A 17082-nucleotide genomic window follows, 5' to 3' on the forward strand; every position below is an offset into this window, starting at 1 on the left:
CGGAAATACCATGCCACAAATTATCGTTCTGCCCCACCCTGAACTCTGCCCGGAAGGGACCGTGATTGACGCACCGGAAGGCAAGTCACTGTGCGAAGCACTGGTAGAAAGCGATGTAGAAATCGAACACGCCTGTGAAATGTCCTGTGCCTGCACCACTTGCCATGTGGTGATACGTGAAGGATTTCAGTCATTGAATGCCTCGACTGATGATGAAGAAGACTTGCTCGATGCCGCCTGGGGTCTGGAATCGACTTCACGCCTGTCTTGTCAGGTCAAACTCGGCAAGCAAGACATTACGATAGAAATCCCCAAATACACGATCAATCATGCGCGCGAACACCATTGATTGACGGTATCACCCAGAAATTCAATAAAAACAGCTCAGCATACGAATATCGTTGCTGAGCTGTTTTACATTTTCGCGACAAATCCGGGAGCGGCGCATTGTTTTTAGTTGCTGGCAATAACTAAACTTGCCCTAATGAAAAAAAGCTTTTAGTATGATCGGGCTGCCAATGTAAGGTTAGGGAACTGAAATTGCTTTGATTACAGGCATTGCTGATTGGCGCGAGTTGCAACAATAGCAACAAATTCGAATAAAGTAATGCTCACAGGAAGAACAATGAGGTTTCAACAATTGCTTGCCGCCCTACGCAGTCGCATTTCCCTCAGACTGGCCATCATCCTTGCGGTGATATTCGGACTGACTGTACCTGCTGCAGTTCTGGTTCCGTATCAACTCAATACGATAGAGGAAGCTGTACGCAGTAAAAACAAAGACGACCATGAACGCCTGGTCGGCATCCTGTCCGTTATTCTGTCCGAACCATTGTGGCAAATCACTCCGGAAATTGCCAATATTTCCAGTGAGGTGGTGTACTCCGATCCACGGGTTGCCAGCATAGAAGTCATTACGCTGCCTGACCGCAAAGAATTCATCAAGAACGATACCCGCCGTCACACTCAAAAAGGCCCCTTCACCAGCAAAACACGCGAAATCACGCATGGTGGTCAGGTGATCGGCGAAGTCCGGCTGACGCTGGCGGAGGATCTGCTACAGGAAAGCCTGCGTTCAGATTTTCGCCGCTATATGACGACGGCTGCACTGTCACTGATATTGGCGATTATCTTTATTTTGATGGTATTGCAATGGCGTCTGGTCAAACCAGTCAAAATCCTGATGGAAAAATCAGACCGCCTGGCAAATGGCGAGTTGAATGAACCGATTGCACTGAACCGAGAAGATGAGCTGGGCCATCTGGCCAACAGTCTGGAGGCAACACGTCAGGCCTTACAACACTCGTTTGGTGAACTGGAAATCAAAAATCAGCAGTTGCTGGAATACTCAGGCACCCTGGAATCCAAGGTGCGGCAACGCACCCAGGAACTGGAAAGCGTGAACCAGAATTTGGAAGCTGCCCTTCATAACGTGAACAATGCACAGGCTGAGCTGGCAAGGGTAGAACGGATGGCCGCACTGGGCTCTATGGTGGCTGGTGTGGCGCATGAACTCAACACGCCTTTAGGTAACTGCCTGCTGGTTGCCAGCACCCTGGAAGAAGAAACCCGCCGCCTGCTGAAAATGGTGGAGGAAGGCCAGATACGCCGCTCAGACTTAACGCGTTACGCTGAAACAGCACTGGATTCAACCAAGTTACTGCTGCGTGGATTACAACAGTCTGCGCATCTGGTGGGCGATTTCAAACAGGTTGCGGTCGATCAGTCCAGCGCGCAAAGGCGCCGCTTCGGACTGCTGGTGATGCTGCAGGAACTCAGTGCACTGCTGCACTCCAGCCTGCGCAAGACACCATTCACACTGGAGCTGGACATACCTGCCGATATAGAAATGGACAGCTATCCTGGTCCTTTGGGTCAGGTATTTACCAACCTGGTCAACAATTCTGTGATTCATGGGCTGGAGGGCAAAAGCTCAGGACAAATGCGCTGCAGTGCAGAAAGAATGGGCGATTATGTGATGCTGATTTTCAGCGACAACGGAAAAGGTATCCCACCTGACATCGTTAACCGTATTTTCGAACCCTTCTTCACGACCAAGTTCGGACAGGGTGGCAGCGGTCTGGGCCTGAGTATCACCTTCAATATGATTACCAACGTATTGGGTGGTAATATCAATGTGTCCAGCATTCCGGACCAAGGTACACAATTTGAAATCCGCCTGCCACTGATAGCACCTGGCGACAAAGAAAGTAAAGATCCGCTGCTTAACCCAGATTGAGCAAGGACAGCCAGAAATGCGGGGCGATTTCGGGTGTATACTAGCGCCTCGATTTTTTCTCACATTTTGACTGACTATGCGCCAATACCTCGACTTCATGCGTCATGTGCGTGACCATGGAACCACAAAGACAGACCGGACCGGTACCGGTACTGTTTCGGTGTTTGGCTATCAGATGCGGTTCGACCTGAATCAGGGTTTTCCGCTCGTTACCACCAAAAAGCTACACCTGAAATCCATCGTGCATGAACTGATCTGGTTCCTGCAAGGCTCTACCAATATTCGCTATCTCAAAGAAAATGGCGTATCGATCTGGGATGAATGGGCCGACGAAAATGGCGATCTGGGTCCGGTATACGGCTCGCAATGGCGCAGCTGGCCGACACCGGATGGTCAGCATATCGACCAGATACAGCAACTGCTGGATCAGATTAAAAATAATCCTGATTCACGCCGCCTGATCGTCTCGGCCTGGAATGTGGCCGATATCCCGCAAATGAAGCTGCCGCCATGCCATGCACTGTTCCAGTTTTATGTCGCCGATGGCAAATTGTCGTGCCAGTTGTATCAGCGCAGTGCCGACATCTTCCTGGGCGTACCGTTCAATATCGCGTCCTATGCATTACTGACCCATATGGTGGCGCAGCAATGTGGCCTGGGCGTGGGTGACTTTATCTGGACCGGTGGCGATTGCCACTTATATTCCAACCACATGGAGCAGGTTGAGCTGCAGTTATCCCGTGATACCCTGCCCTTGCCGCAGCTCGTCATACAACGACAAGCTGAATCACTGTTTGATTATCAGTTTGATGACTTCGAATTCAGGGATTATCAATTCCATCCGGCGATCAAAGCGCCTGTCGCTGTTTAAAGCTTCTAAGGATTCATTCTCATGTCATCTTTGACTGTTATCGTCGCAACCGATCAGCAATCGGGTATAGGTATCAATAACACCCTGCCCTGGCATTTGCCTGAAGATCTGGCGCATTTCAAAAAAACCACCAGTGGTCACCCGATTATCATGGGCCGTAAAACCTTTGAATCGATAGGCCGACCGCTGCCCAACCGGCGTAATATGGTCATCTCCGGCAATCCGGAATGGCAGCATGCCGGGGTGGAAGTGTTTACATCGCTGCAGAATGCAAGAGATGCCATAGGTGCGGCGCAGGCTTTCGTGATAGGCGGCTCGCAGATTTATCAGCAAGTGCTGGAGCTCGGGCTGGCTGACAAACTGATCGTTACAGAAATACAATCCAGTTTTCAGTGCGACGCTTTCTTTCCCGCCATAGACAAACAAACATGGAAAGAAACTGCGCGTGAAAACCATTACTCAGAAACCCAGCAATTGCGTTATGCTTTTGTTACTTACGAAAAAAATCAGGCTTGATGCATGATGAGACCGGCAATATGATCAGTCGCAGCTACCCCTGACGAAGGCGCCACTGATCAGATGCAGCCTGGTATCAAAGATGTACAAGTCCATATAAAAAAAGGAAGCAATATGTCCGGACACGGTTTTCATGTACATGGTCCACATGACCACGAAATTGAACACGTCGCCCAGCATGGCAGCGACGATTTTGCCAGCCGTATCGCAGTGATGACTGCCATTATGGCAACGGTAGGCGCCCTGTTTGGCTATGAAGGCGGCGCCACTCAGAATGATGCAGCTATGTTTAAAAACAACGCTGCTATCAAAAAGACTGAGGCCTCCAATCAATGGAATTTTTATCAGTCAAAAAGCAACAAACAAAACCTCGCCGAGCTTGCACTTGTGATCCCTGGCACCGATACTGAGAAGTACAAAGCAGATGTAGCCCGCTACAAAGCGGAAAAAGAAGAGATTAAAAAGAAAGCCGAGGAATTGGAAGCGGAATCCCATAAGTGGGAAGAAGCGTCTGAAAATGCGCTGCACCAGCACCACCGCTGGGCACAGGCGATGACGGCGGTACAGATCGCAATCTCACTGGCAGCGATTACTTTGCTGACCAGGAAAAAGTGGCTGCAATTCACTTCTTATGGCGCGGCCGGCATTGGTGTGGTATTGGCGGCCTTAGCCTGGATGCATATTTAAAGAGAATATAATGAAAAAATTACTATGCGCATTGCTACTGGCGGCTGTACTCCCCGCAGCACAAGCGCAAACATCTGAGTTTGTGCAAACCATCCCCGAGTTCTATCTGCCTAAAGATATCAACTACTCGCTGGGGGCAGTCGCTCTGTCAGTACCTAAATACCATGGTTCGGATGAGCGTCGTTATGCGCTTTATCCTATGTTTGATGTGCAGTGGAAAAGTGGCGCTTTTTTCAGCTCTGTGAATGGTCTGGGCTATAACTTTTCCAAGAATGCAGCAATGCAGTATGGCTTGCGCATGTCGCTGGAAGCGGCGCGTGATGAGTCGCGCTCATCCAAGCTGCGCGGTCTCGGCGACGTGAATACCGCCATTGAGCCTGGTGCGTTTTTTAATTTCTCACTGAGCCAGCAATACACCCTGCTATCTTCTGTGCGTTATGGCTCAGGCGTGGACCACAATGGCGTACAAGTCAGCGTAGGCGGCCGCATTTCGACTGCGATCAACCCTCAGCACAGACTCAGTGCCTCATTGCGCGCCAACTGGGCCAATAACAGCTATATGCAGTCCTACTATGGCGTGACGCCACAACAGTCGCAGGCCAGCGGTTACGCAACTTTCACACCGAATGCCGGCGTATCCGATATCAAACTTGGTGCCAGCTGGCACTGGACTATCGATACTAACTGGTCACTGACTACCGGCACCTCCTACAGCCGTTTGTCTGGCGATGCGGCTAAGAGCCCATTTGTCATCGACAAGAATGCGGTCTCGGTATTTTCTGCGGCGAGCTATCGTTTCTGATCGTCACTCAGGCTACAGGCAAGTTCAAAAATGGGTATCTGAGCATACCCATTTTTCATTACCGCCACCAAAATTAAGCTACCCAGTGCACAGAGCATCTCTGGATTTCATGACAGACTCATGAAATTGGTACAGAGCGCAGAAAATGCAACTATTTTTTACATGAGCGGCCTCATATCTGAGAGAATTCGCTTCTTTGAATTTTTCGGCGCGCAAGCGGTTACCAAACTTGCCCAGGCGTCTCCCTTGTAACAAGCTTTTTTGGAGACCTCCATGAAATTCCGCTTCCCCATCGTCATCATCGACGAAGATTTCCGTTCTGAAAACACCTCCGGTCTCGGCATCCGCGCTTTAGCAGATGCGATCGAGTCTGAAGGCATGGAAGTCCTGGGCGTTACCAGCTATGGTGACTTATCTCAATTCGCACAACAGCAATCGCGTGCCTCGGCGTTCATCCTCTCGATTGATGATGAAGAATTCGGCGATGGCACAGATGAAGAAACCGATCACGCGCTGAAGTCTCTGCGTGCCTTCGTCGAAGAGATACGCTACAAAAACGCGGACATCCCGATTTACCTGTACGGTGAAACCCGTACCTCACGTCATATCCCTAACGATATTCTGCGCGAACTGCATGGCTTCATTCACATGTTTGAAGATACGCCGGAATTCGTGGCGCGCCATATCATCCGTGAAGCCAAGTCTTATCTGGACAGCCTGGCGCCGCCGTTTTTCCGCGCGCTGGTGCATTATGCCAATGACGGCTCTTACTCCTGGCACTGCCCTGGTCACTCCGGTGGCGTAGCTTTCCTGAAGTCGCCTATCGGTCAGATGTTCCACCAGTTTTTTGGTGAGAACATGCTGCGCGCTGACGTTTGTAACGCGGTGGAAGAACTCGGTCAGCTGCTCGATCATACCGGCCCGGTTGCGGCATCTGAACGCAATGCGGCACGTATTTTCAATGCAGATCACTGCTACTTCGTCACCAACGGCACCTCTACCTCGAATAAGATGGTATGGCACTCTACCGTTGCGCCTGGCGATATCGTCGTGGTTGACCGTAACTGCCACAAATCGATTCTGCACTCCATCATCATGTGTGGTGCGATCCCGGTTTTCCTGATGCCTACCCGTAATCACCTGGGTATCATCGGTCCTATCCCGCTGGAAGAATTCAGCATGGAGAGCATACAAAAGAAAATCGAGGCCAATCCGTTTGCACGTGAAGCCAAGAACAAAAAACCACGCATCCTGACCATTACCCAATCGACCTACGACGGCGTCCTGTACAACGTTGAAGTGTTGAAGGACTTGCTGGATGGCGAAATTGACACGCTGCATTTCGATGAAGCCTGGCTCCCGCACGCGACTTTCCATGACTTTTACAAAGACATGCACGCGATAGGCAAAGATCGTCCGCGCGCTAAAGAGTCGATGATTTTCTCTACCCAATCCACCCATAAACTGTTGGCCGGTATTTCTCAGGCTTCGCAGATTTTGGTGCGTGAATCGGAATCGCGCAAACTGGATAAAGACAGCTTCAATGAAGCTTACCTGATGCATACCTCGACCTCTCCGCAGTATTCGATTATCGCCTCCTGCGATATCGCGGCTGCGATGATGGAAGCACCAGGCGGTACCGCACTGGTCGAGGAATCCATCCTGGAAGCACTGGACTTCCGCCGCGCAATGCGCAAGGTTGACCAGGAATGGGGTAAAGACTGGTGGTTCCAAGTCTGGGGACCGGAAGAATTTGCCGACGACGGCATAGGCTCACGCGAAGACTGGATTATCCGCGCTGAAGACAACTGGCATGGTTTCGGCAAGCTGGCGAGTGGCTTCAATATGCTCGACCCGATCAAGGCCACTATCGTTACGCCTGGCCTGTCTCTGGAAGGTAAATTCGGTGAAACCGGTATCCCGGCGTCCATCGTGACTAAATACCTGGCTGAACACGGCGTTATCGTTGAAAAATGCGGTCTGTATTCCTTCTTCATCATGTTCACCATCGGCATTACCAAAGGCCGTTGGAATACCTTGCTGACCGCCTTACAGCAATTCAAGGACGATTACGACAAGAACCAGCCTATGTGGCGCATACTGCCGGAATTTGCAGCAGCAAATCCACGCTATGAAGGCATAGGCCTGAAGGATCTGTGCCAGGGCATACATGAAGCTTACAAAGCCCATGACGTGGCACGCCTGACCACAGAAATGTACCTGTCCGACATGCAGCCAGCGATGAAGCCATCGGACGCATTTGCCATGATGGCCCACCGTGAAATTGAGCGCGTGTCGATCGATGAGCTGGAAGGCCGTGTTACAGCCATCCTGCTCACGCCTTACCCACCGGGTATTCCGCTGCTGATTCCTGGCGAACGCTTCAACCGTACGATTGTTGACTATCTGCGCTTTGTACGTGATTTCAATGAAAAATTCCCTGGCTTCGAAACCGATTGCCACGGTTTGGTGAAAGCTGAAGTCGATGGTAAACGTGGCTATTACGTCGATTGCGTGAAATCGGACGCAGCGATCAGTAAATAAACACGGCTGCAGTTAGGGCCTGTTGCAAAAGCACCTGTAGTCTGGCGAGGACTACAGGTGCTTTTTGCATTTTCGATGTGTTTTCAGTGCACCTTCAAGTTAAATAAATTATCATTGCACAATTATCTGCGAGTCTACTGCGTCGTTTTCTTTGAAAGTTTTTGCTTAACTAATCGAGTGGAACCATTACATGGGTGATGTACAAGGCCTGATGTCGCTGAAACATGCGGAAATTACTGTGGGTCAGACCCTGGCCTGGCCTGTTTACAATCAGGATGGTGACATGTTGTCTGAAGCAGGCTTACACATAGACAGCCAGCAGCAGCTTGATCACTTACTTGAAGTAGGCTACTGCAGCGCAGACTTTCTGTGGGATAGCATTCCAGCCAAATTGAGCGATCCGCTTACACCCGCTACGGCCGCCGTGAGCGCGGCAGCAAGCACTTTGCCTGCCACTGCTGCTGAGCCAGCACTTGCAACTCCTGCCGCAAGTCAGCCTAAACAAGAAGAGCTGAACAAAGAAAGCGTGATAGAACTCGACAGTGTGCGTTGGCATGTAGGCGAGGTTTTTTTCCTGCAAACTCAGGACAATGTCGGCACGCGCTACACGGTCAGGCTAATAGGCTATGCCAAAAACAAATCACTGATGCTGACCGCACCCATGCTGGATGGCAGAGCAGCCCTGATACGCGAAGGTCAGGGCTTTATCGTACGTGCTTTTCCGGGCAAAAAGGCCTATGCCTTCACCAGTTCGCTGATCAAATATGTGTACTCGCCCTTCCCTTATCTGCATCTGGCATATCCAAGAGAAGTTCGCTCCACCACGATACGGCAAGCAGCACGTGCCATTGTTAAAATTATTGCCTCGGTAACGATAGGCAATCCTGAGCAAACTGCTGCGGCGACCCTGGGCGATCTGAGTATGGGCGGCACATCCGGCATTATCAAACGCCAGTTGGGACGTAAAGGCGATACCGGCACAGTGAAGTTTCGTGTCAATGCTGCAGGTAGTGATGAATATCTGTCACTCAATGTCATCCTGCGCTCAGTAGCGCCGACCGAGAATGGTGTAGAGTTCCGCCACGGCTTCGAATTTGTAGATCTGAATCCGCAAGCGCGGCTGATACTGTCTGCTTTTGTCCATCAGACGCTGGCTGAAATGGATTGACCCTGAAACGACACAAACATTGGCAGTAAAAAAAATCCCGGCCTGTACAAGCCGGGATTTTTTTTGAACGCTGAATGAAACTCAGGTCTTAGGCAAAGTCACGCCATGCTGGCCCTGATATTTGCCGCCGCGATCTTTATAGGAGGTTTCGCACACTTCATCGCTTTCAAAGAACAAGACCTGAGCACAGCCTTCGCCAGCATAGATCTTCGCTGGTAAAGGTGTGGTATTGGAAAACTCCAGCGTCACATAACCTTCCCATTCCGGCTCAAACGGCGTGACATTGACGATAATGCCGCAACGTGCATAAGTTGATTTACCCAGGCATATCGTCAATACACTGCGTGGAATACGGAAGTACTCCATAGTACGGGCCAGCGCAAACGAATTCGGCGGGATGATACAGACATCACCTTTGAAATCGACAAAAGATTTTTCATCGAAGTTTTTAGGGTCAACGATAGTGCTGTTGATGTTGGTGAAAATTTTAAATTCATCAGCACAACGGATATCGTAACCATAGGAGGATGTGCCATAGCTGACGATACGCTGCCCATCACGCTCACGCACCTGACCCGGCTCAAACGGCTCTATCATGCCGTGTTCCTCAGCCATACGACGTATCCACTTATCTGATTTAATACTCATGTGCTTCCCCTGCTCAATTAATAGTCTAGCTGCGATTTTACGCGAAAATACGTCTACATTTCTGTTTCGCATCTGGTGTAAACGCCGAATAGTCTTATTTCATGCGGTTTTCAACGCACATGCGGCTCCCGACATGCTGATTTGTGCGTTTTCCTTGGCAAGCGCAACGCTACTCTGCTCCGGCAGCTCCACGCCGTTCTTTACCGCGGTCATCTGCGCCAGAATGGAAATCGCAATTTCAGGTGGCGTTTTACTGCCTATGTAGAGTCCGACTGGCCCATGCAAACGCGCCAGTTGCTGCTCACTCAAATCAAATTCTTTCAAACGTTCACGTCGACGCTGGTTGTTGATGCGTGAACCGATAGCACCCACATAAAACGCCGGCGACTTCAGGGCCTCCATCAGCGCCAGATCATCGAGTTTAGGGTCATGACTCAAGGCCAGCACTGCGCTGCGTGCATCCAGCTGCATCTCCATAACCAGATCGTCAGGCATGGCATGCAGCACCGGGACTTCGGGTAAATTCCAGTCGCTGCGGTATTCTTCACGCGGATCGCAGACAGTGACCTGGTAATCCAGCCCGGTCGCAATACTGGCCAGGAAACGCGACAAAGGCCCGGCACCGATGATCAGTAAGCGCCAGCGTGGACCATGAATAGTGTCCAGCATGTCGTCATACAAAGTCAGTTGCGCAGTCGGTTCCGCTGCACTCAAATGCACGGCACCCGTTTGCAGATTGAGGCTGCGCCTGGTCAGTTGACCAGCAGCCAGTGCACTCAGTAATTCAGCGATTTGACTATGCGGCGCTATTGGTTCCAGCGCCAGTTGTATGGTGCCGCCACAGGGTAAACCAAAGCGGTGTGCCTCTTCAGCACTGACACCATAAGTGACCAATTCAGGAACAAGCTGTGTAATGCCCTGCTGCTGTACCCGCGCAATCAAATCGTCTTCTATGCAGCCGCCGGATACCGAACCCGCTACCTGGCCATGCGCATTCAGAACCAGCATGGAACCGACCGGGCGTGGACTGGAACCCCAGGTCGTGACCACGGTCACCAGCAGGCAGGACAGCCCCTGCTGCTGCCAGCGTGCACAGGTTTTTAATACATCCAAATCCATGCTATCCATTCTTTTTCCCTTTACCCGAATTACTTTGCGGACCAGCTATATCAGGCGGCATCCGATGTGATCGGCGTAAAACGCTGTACCAGCTTGCCGTCAACCTCGACCATCTCGAAAAATACTGATTTCGGCCGTGTCCAGATACTGCCATTGGCGGAGCGGTAGACAATGACCGGCACCAGATCTGCTTCCTGTGTCGCTTCACAGAGGATTTCATAGATACCGCCTTTAAAATGGCGATAGCGTTGTGGCTCAGACATGGGCATTCCTTTGTGTTTCAAAATATTGTTTTAAAAATCCGGGCACTTTGGCGGCAGTCAGCTGATTGAGCCGGATACAAAGTTGCGGGTCTATCGCGTCGACCTGGTGGCGTTCACATAATTCACTGGCGATTCTCAGCATCAGTTGTGCAGAAACTTCGGCATCCGCCTCCGCCCTGTGCGCAGCACCTTGAAACCGGATATCAAGGGACTTCGCCAGCTTACCCAGTGAATAGCTGGGCAAACCAGGAAACACGCGGCGCGCCAGTTTGACCGAGCAAATCAGACCATCATGTGCCGGACGCATACCCAGCCGGTCACTTTCCACTTTCAGAAACTGCTCATCGAAACTGGCGTTATGCGCTGCCAGACTATCATTGCCGATGAAATCGAGCAAAGCTGGCATGACCTCTGATACAGGTGGCGCACGGTCGACCATGCGCTGCGTAATCCCGGTCAGCTCGGTAATAAAGCCGGGTATGCGCACACCACAATTGATCAGGGAGACATAGCGATCTGTAATCGCCCCGCCCTCAATACGTAAGGCGGCCACCTCGGTGACACGCCCGCCCTGTAGCGGGCTCATCCCTGAGGTTTCGAAGTCAATCATGACAATAGCTTGTGCGAACATAAATTTACTTTTTTCCGGTCTGTGGAACTTCTGGCGAATTTGCGACTCATACATCGCTGAACGTATTTGATCAGCGACTCGCCTCCCGCAAAATACGCTCCGGCATGATGTGAATTTGCAGCATGACGACAGCTAAGTCATGTTACAGGTGGTGTAAGCTGCAAAGTTAAGTTTACTCCCATCCGCCAGTCAGCCAGTATTGTAAACGCGGATTATCTTTACCGCCGTGTTAACGCTGATTACAGCGCGCATCTGCTCCATCTGCACCGATCACGCGGTACAGAATTTTTACCACTATATTCGCCTTAACACCGGGCTTTACTCTTCGCCATCTTCTGTACATCTACACTGAAGATGGCAGTGACCGCTACACTCTCACAGCCGCTGTTTCACACAGTGCGATGCTTGAATCAGTAGCGCAAAAGTCCCAACTGAATGATGTGATCTGCGGATCATGTCACTGCAAATCATGATGAATTATTTTTTTAAACTATGTGGCCTGCCCAATAACGACCTGCTACGCGACAGGATTTATCGTCGCCTCTGGACCTCTATCCTGATCAGCTCATTTGGCGCACAAATTACGATCCTGGCCTTACCGCTGACCGCAGCCGTGATGCTCAACGCCACTGCAAGCCAAATGGGTATCCTGACATTTATGGAGACCCTGCCCTTTGTACTGCTGTCGCTGCCAGCCGGCGTCTGGCTGGACCGCGTCCGGAAATTACCGGTGTATATCGCTGGTGAAACCATGATCGCACTGGCGGTGATCAGTGTCCCCGTTGCCTGGTATTTTGATGTGATCAATATGACCTGGTTGTATGTGGTGGGTTTTATGATAGGTGCCATTAACACCACCGCAGGCACGGCTGCGCAAATCGTACTGACCCAAATTGTGCCGCGCGAGCGCCTGGTCGAAGCCCACGCAAAAAATGCGCTGGCCACGTCTGGCGCGGAAGTTTCTGGTCCTGCTGCAGCCGGGGTATTGATTAAGTTATTGAGTGCCCCACTGGCACTGATGGCTGACGCCATCCTGTTATTGACCTCAGCCCTGATACTGCGCGGCATACACATAGAAGAACATCGTCCTGAAAAAAACGACAGCCATTTCTGGCGTGATTTAAAAGAGGGTGTGCGGTTCGTGATGAACAAGCCCTTGCTGGTCGGGTTGGCCTGCACGGTCGGCATGTGGCAACTCTGCTATAACGCTGCCTTGGTCGTACAGATTCTGTTTGCTACCCGCCTGCTCGGCTTATCCGAACAGGCGGTGGGACTCAGTTATATGACGATAGGCGTTGGCAGCATCGCCGCGAGTATCTACGGGCACCGGATCAGCCGCAAACTGGGGCCGGGTCCTTGCATGGTGCTAGGTGTTGCCGTGTGCGGACTAGGCTGGGGTGGACTGGCCCTGGCCCCGGCCGGATGGATAGGTATCCTCGCTTTCGGACTGATGCTGATGGCATTTGCGGTTGGCGGCGTGCTGATCTTTATTAACTTCCTGGCCCTGCGTCAGGCAGTAACACCAGAACCCATGCTGGGCCGCATGACCAGCACCATGCGCTGGCTGATACTGATACCGGCCGGACCTGGCGCCCTGATCGGTGGCTGGCTGGGCGAGCATCTGGGATTGCGCGTGGCACTGGGATTCGCAGGCTTTGTAGCTCTCGGGGTAGCATTGATTGCATGGCGCCATCCACTGATACGCGGCATCACGCATTTGCCAACACTGACGCCACACGCTGGCAGTTCGGATACGGCTACAGGTACAGAGAGAAAAAGCAATTAAGGCAGTAAAACCTGCAGATGTGGGATATCACAACGATGACTTCAAACAAAATTGTTTTGATAGTAAATCTTCATTGCTGAGGCGGTAAAAAAACGGTGATAATGCGCACATCATTTTTTGTCATCACCAGAGACAGGATGCAGAAAATCAGGCGGGCCTGTGGCATCAAGATCAAGGCCCGGTTTTCCACATAATAAAAGGTAATAACATGCCAAAAGAAACCTCAGCTTCTGCGTTCAGGCCCTATATTCCGGCCAGTGCGAATTTGCCTGAAATGACACCCCGCGCCCTGATCATGGGCGTCATCCTGGGTATGATTTTCGGTGCATCTTCTTTATATCTGGTGCTGAAAGTGGGTCTGACCGTCAGTGCCTCCATACCGGTCGCAGTCATCGCCATCACACTGTTCCGTCTGACGAATAAACTCGGCGGAAAAGATTCAACCATACTGGAAAACAGTATCACGCAGACCGCAGGCTCGGCTGGTGAATCACTGGCATTCGGACTCGGTGTCACCATGCCCGCGATTCTGATCCTGGGCTTTGATCTGGAAATCTCGCGTGTGATGCTGGTGGGCTGCCTGGGCGGCCTGCTCGGCATTCTGCTGATGATCCCAATGCGCCGCACCATGATCGTGGAAAAACACGGCGAACTGAAATACCCGGAAGGCACAGCCTGTGCCGAAGTATTGAAAGCGGCAGCCACAGATACTTCACGTGAAGCCGCTGGCGAAGGCAGTAATCCAAATGCGCAGGCAGATGCTAATCGCCGTGCTGCGATCATCTTTGGTGGTTTTGGTTTAGGTCTGTTCTACAAGATTGCCAACGTCGCGTTCAAAGGCTGGAAGGACACGCCGGAAACGGTTTTCGGCGCACCACTCAAAGGCGGCTCTGTCGGTGCTGAAGTCTCACCGGAATTGCTGGGTGTAGGTTACATCATCGGCCCACGTATCGCTTCAGTCATGGCAGCGGGCGGCGTGATGTCTTATCTGTTGCTGATACCGATGATTAAATTCTTTGGCGATGCGCTCAGCGTGCCGCTGACACCGGGCACCAAGCTGATCAGTGAAATGAGTGCGCATGATGTACGCAGCGCCTACATTCTGTACATAGGCGCCGGCGCTGTGGCTGCGGGTGGTCTGGTCAGTCTGGCACGTGCGATGCCAACCATCTGGCGCAGTTTGTCTGCTGGCCTGGCTGGCATGCGCAGTGGCTCTGCAAATGCTGCCAGTGTCTTGCGTACCGATCAGGATATACCTTTAAAATGGGTCATCATCGGGGCCTTAGCGATTATCGCAATCATCACTTTCGCCACGCCTTTGCACATGAATTTCCTGGGCGCGATACTGATACTGGTGTTTGGCTTTTTGTTTGCGACGGTTTCATCACGCCTCACCGGTGAAATCGGTTCTTCATCGAACCCGATTTCCGGTATGACGGTCGCTACCCTGTTATTTACCTGCCTGATCTTTCTGGTCATGGGCTGGACCGGTGGTCAGTATTATGTGACCGCGTTATCGGTTGGCGCTATCGTCTGTATCGCATCCAGCAATGCAGGCACCACCTCTCAGGATTTAAAGACCGGCTACCTGGTCGGCTCCACACCTAAGCTGCAGCAATACGCCATTCTGGCCGGTGCCTTTTCATCCGCGCTGATACTGGGACCGATTTTACTCAAGCTCAATGACGCGGGTACGGTGTACGTGCCGGCAGCCCAGGTAGCACCTGCATTGAAAACCGATGCAGGCAAACTCACCGAAACCGCACAGTTGCAAGGTCCACAGGCGGAGCAGGATAAGGCGACTTACAAGGTCTGGCACAAAAATGATGCCGTGGGCGGTCCAGCTGGCAAATATCTGGTCAACAACGAAGGCCAGGTCATGTATCTGGTTGATCCGGGTATCAACGGCACCTACAACAAACGCCCTGACGGTTCGGAAGTGAAGAAATACGATGCACCGAAAGCCGTGCTGATGTCCTACATCATTAAAGGCATACTGGATCAGCAATTGCCATGGACGTTAGTACTGTTCGGCGTCATGATCGCCCTGGTGTTGGAAATGGCTGGCATTCCATCGCTCGCATTTGCAGTTGGTGTGTATTTACCGCTGTCGTCTTCTGCGCCCTTATTCATAGGCGGCATGATACGCTGGCTGGTGGACAGACGTAACAGCAAACTGGATCAGTATAAAGATCTGAATGAAGAAGAAATGCAGGCTGCTGGTGACCGCAGTTCCGGCGTCTTGCTGTCATCCGGCTATATTGCAGGTGGGGCTTTGGCAGGTATCGTGATCGCCTTTACCGCCGGCATTCTGACTGACTTCGATAAAACCATCGGTGACTGGGCGACTGCCCATAACCCTTTCTTCAATGGCCCGAATGCCGATGCCTTATCCCTGCTGCCTTATCTGGTCATTGCCGGGATACTGTATTGGGTTGCCAGAGAAAAGAATAGCGCCCGCAGCTAAACCGCTGGCTAAGACTAATCCGGTCCTATGAACGTGGCTGGCGAATCCCTTGATTCGTCAGCCATTTTCTTTTCATTAGCTTATGTCGCCACTTGACGCAGCCTTTACAATAGCGGCAGTTTACAAAAACAGGAATATAAAATGACACAACACAGTGTGGTGGATTGCCGTAATCAGGCGGTAGGCTTGGGTGACATCGTGAAAGTGATACAACTCAGCCCGGACTTCATCGCGAGTTTCCCGGAAGAGGAACAGATTTTGATTTCTTCCATGATAGGAAATTTTTTCAAAGTCGTTGCTTTGGATGAAGATGGCTATCCCTGCGTGATGCGGGAATGGCACGATGAGCGCGGTAACCCGCAATCCCATGTGATTGCACTCGACTCTGAAGACATGGAAAAAGTCTGATCACCGAGAACGCGGCTATCACGGCGATGACGCTGGCTAGAACTGAGTACAGGACAGCATACCCAGTTTTAGCCTGAAGCAAGATCTTGCGTCTGCACCTGAAAAGCCTGGCCGGTACTGCATGAGAAATACCTGCGTGTATGCACTGCAGTCAGGTGTGATTTCCCAGGTTGCATTTCATTTGCCCAAGTTCTTCTGCAACAAGGGCCGAGCCAAATCATCCAGCGCCATCATCTCCTGCAATATACGGCCAGTCCTTATATTCGCTGCATGGTAACGTTGAAATACCCGCCCATAGACGTCCATCAACACCAACTGATCAACGTGATCTGCGGGTTTAGGGGACTTCAGGCTGGGATCAAAAGCACGAAAACGTGTCAACACCTTATTGACCACATCTTCCCCACCTGTAAGCCAGACCCATCCAGGTTTATCTGCCTGCATCGCCTTAGCATAGGCTTGCATTTGAGGTACCTGATCAAATTCTGGGTTCACGGTAATGGACACTATCCGCAATTTTTTTCGATAAGCCGAAGGAATTTCCTTTTGCATCTGAAGCAGGTCTATCGTATCAGCAGGACATACTGAAGAACACGCTGTGTACATAAAATGTAGCAAGACCGTCTCGCCACGCAGGCTTTCCGGCTTAAACTCCTTACCTTCCCGGTCAGTCAATACAAAAGGTTCCATTGCGTGCAGAGTGGGATCATCGACTGCCGGAGGCTGCAAAGCCATGTCGATGCTGGCAGCGGCCGATGCACGCACTTCCCTGTCAACTCCGAATAACATGCTGCCTATCCCAGACGAGAGTGTGACCAATTTAAATATCACGCCAAGTATCACCACTGCCAATACCGTCAAGCCTATCCTTACCGGGCGTGACCAAGCAGGCGTATTTGCCCGGTCATTTAAAAAACTAAACATAGCATCAGA

At 51.4% G+C, this 17082-nt stretch carries 16 protein-coding genes; 11 read left to right on the plus strand and 5 right to left on the minus strand.

The annotated features are described in order from the left end of the window. Positions 1–10 precede the first annotated feature (10 nt). From fdx to EYB48_RS14315, 8 genes are all read left to right on the plus strand, one after another. Positions 11–349, plus strand: a complete 339-nt coding sequence (fdx, locus tag EYB48_RS14280) for an ISC system 2Fe-2S type ferredoxin (protein ID WP_162021031.1) — start codon at positions 11–13, stop codon at positions 347–349. A 276-nt stretch (positions 350–625) separates the two neighbouring features. Beyond that, the gene (locus EYB48_RS14285; protein ID WP_162021032.1) at positions 626–2239 is read left to right on the plus strand and encodes a sensor histidine kinase; all 1614 of its coding nucleotides are present in this window, start codon (positions 626–628) and stop codon (positions 2237–2239) included. A gap of 76 nt (positions 2240–2315) precedes the next feature. After that, positions 2316–3110 (plus strand): thymidylate synthase, encoded by a 795-nt coding sequence (locus EYB48_RS14290; RefSeq protein ID WP_162021033.1) that lies wholly within the window; start codon positions 2316–2318, stop codon positions 3108–3110. Between the two features lie 21 nt (positions 3111–3131). After that, a complete protein-coding gene (locus tag EYB48_RS14295) occupies positions 3132–3626 on the plus strand; it encodes a dihydrofolate reductase (RefSeq protein WP_162021034.1) in 495 nt (164 codons plus the stop codon). Between the two features lie 114 nt (positions 3627–3740). Continuing rightward, the gene (locus EYB48_RS14300; RefSeq protein ID WP_162021035.1) at positions 3741–4313 is read left to right on the plus strand and encodes a DUF4337 domain-containing protein; all 573 of its coding nucleotides are present in this window, start codon (positions 3741–3743) and stop codon (positions 4311–4313) included. A 10-nt stretch (positions 4314–4323) separates the two neighbouring features. Continuing rightward, a complete protein-coding gene (locus tag EYB48_RS14305; protein WP_162021036.1) occupies positions 4324–5115 on the plus strand; it encodes a MipA/OmpV family protein in 792 nt (263 codons plus the stop codon). 273 nt (positions 5116–5388) lie between these two features. Then, positions 5389–7659, plus strand: coding sequence for an arginine/lysine/ornithine decarboxylase (locus tag EYB48_RS14310; RefSeq protein WP_162021037.1), 2271 nt, complete (start codon positions 5389–5391; stop codon positions 7657–7659). 190 nt (positions 7660–7849) lie between these two features. Continuing rightward, positions 7850–8827, plus strand: a complete 978-nt coding sequence (locus tag EYB48_RS14315; RefSeq protein WP_162021038.1) for a flagellar brake protein — start codon at positions 7850–7852, stop codon at positions 8825–8827. A gap of 81 nt (positions 8828–8908) precedes the next feature. Here the strand turns inward: EYB48_RS14315 and dcd are convergent, their stop codons facing one another. The 4 genes from dcd to EYB48_RS14335 all read right to left on the minus strand — a co-directional run bounded on the left by dcd (position 8909) and on the right by EYB48_RS14335 (position 11467). Further along, the gene (gene dcd / locus EYB48_RS14320; RefSeq protein WP_162021039.1) at positions 8909–9475 is read right to left on the minus strand and encodes a dCTP deaminase; all 567 of its coding nucleotides are present in this window, start codon (positions 9473–9475) and stop codon (positions 8909–8911) included. Positions 9476–9574: 99 nt separating this feature from the next. Next, positions 9575–10603: an XdhC family protein gene (locus EYB48_RS14325; RefSeq protein ID WP_162021040.1), complete on the minus strand. Its 1029-nt coding sequence runs from the start codon at positions 10601–10603 to the stop codon at positions 9575–9577. Between the two features lie 41 nt (positions 10604–10644). Next, positions 10645–10857, minus strand: a complete 213-nt coding sequence (locus EYB48_RS14330) for a DUF1653 domain-containing protein (protein WP_162021041.1) — start codon at positions 10855–10857, stop codon at positions 10645–10647. Then, a complete protein-coding gene (locus EYB48_RS14335; protein ID WP_235935145.1) occupies positions 10850–11467 on the minus strand; it encodes a 3'-5' exonuclease in 618 nt (205 codons plus the stop codon). The genes EYB48_RS14330 and EYB48_RS14335 overlap by 8 nt, the downstream gene beginning before the upstream one ends. A 490-nt stretch (positions 11468–11957) precedes the next feature. Here EYB48_RS14335 and EYB48_RS14340 point away from each other — a divergent pair, with 490 nt between their 5' ends. The 3 genes from EYB48_RS14340 to EYB48_RS14350 all read left to right on the plus strand — a co-directional run bounded on the left by EYB48_RS14340 (position 11958) and on the right by EYB48_RS14350 (position 16149). Next, a complete protein-coding gene (locus EYB48_RS14340; RefSeq protein WP_162021043.1) occupies positions 11958–13274 on the plus strand; it encodes an MFS transporter in 1317 nt (438 codons plus the stop codon). Positions 13275–13482: 208 nt separating this feature from the next. Continuing rightward, positions 13483–15741 (plus strand): OPT family oligopeptide transporter, encoded by a 2259-nt coding sequence (locus tag EYB48_RS14345; RefSeq protein WP_162021044.1) that lies wholly within the window; start codon positions 13483–13485, stop codon positions 15739–15741. Between the two features lie 141 nt (positions 15742–15882). After that, complete coding sequence (locus EYB48_RS14350; protein ID WP_162021045.1) at positions 15883–16149, plus strand: hypothetical protein; 267 nt, start codon at positions 15883–15885, stop codon at positions 16147–16149. 177 nt (positions 16150–16326) lie between these two features. Here the strand turns inward: EYB48_RS14350 and EYB48_RS14355 are convergent, their stop codons facing one another. Continuing rightward, positions 16327–17073, minus strand: coding sequence for an SCO family protein (locus EYB48_RS14355; RefSeq protein WP_162021046.1), 747 nt, complete (start codon positions 17071–17073; stop codon positions 16327–16329). Between the last annotated feature and the right edge of the window lie 9 nt (positions 17074–17082).

It is taken from the genome of Cognatundibacterium crateris (assembly GCF_010078235.1).
Lineage (GTDB): Bacteria > Pseudomonadota > Gammaproteobacteria > Burkholderiales > Burkholderiaceae_D > Undibacterium > Undibacterium crateris.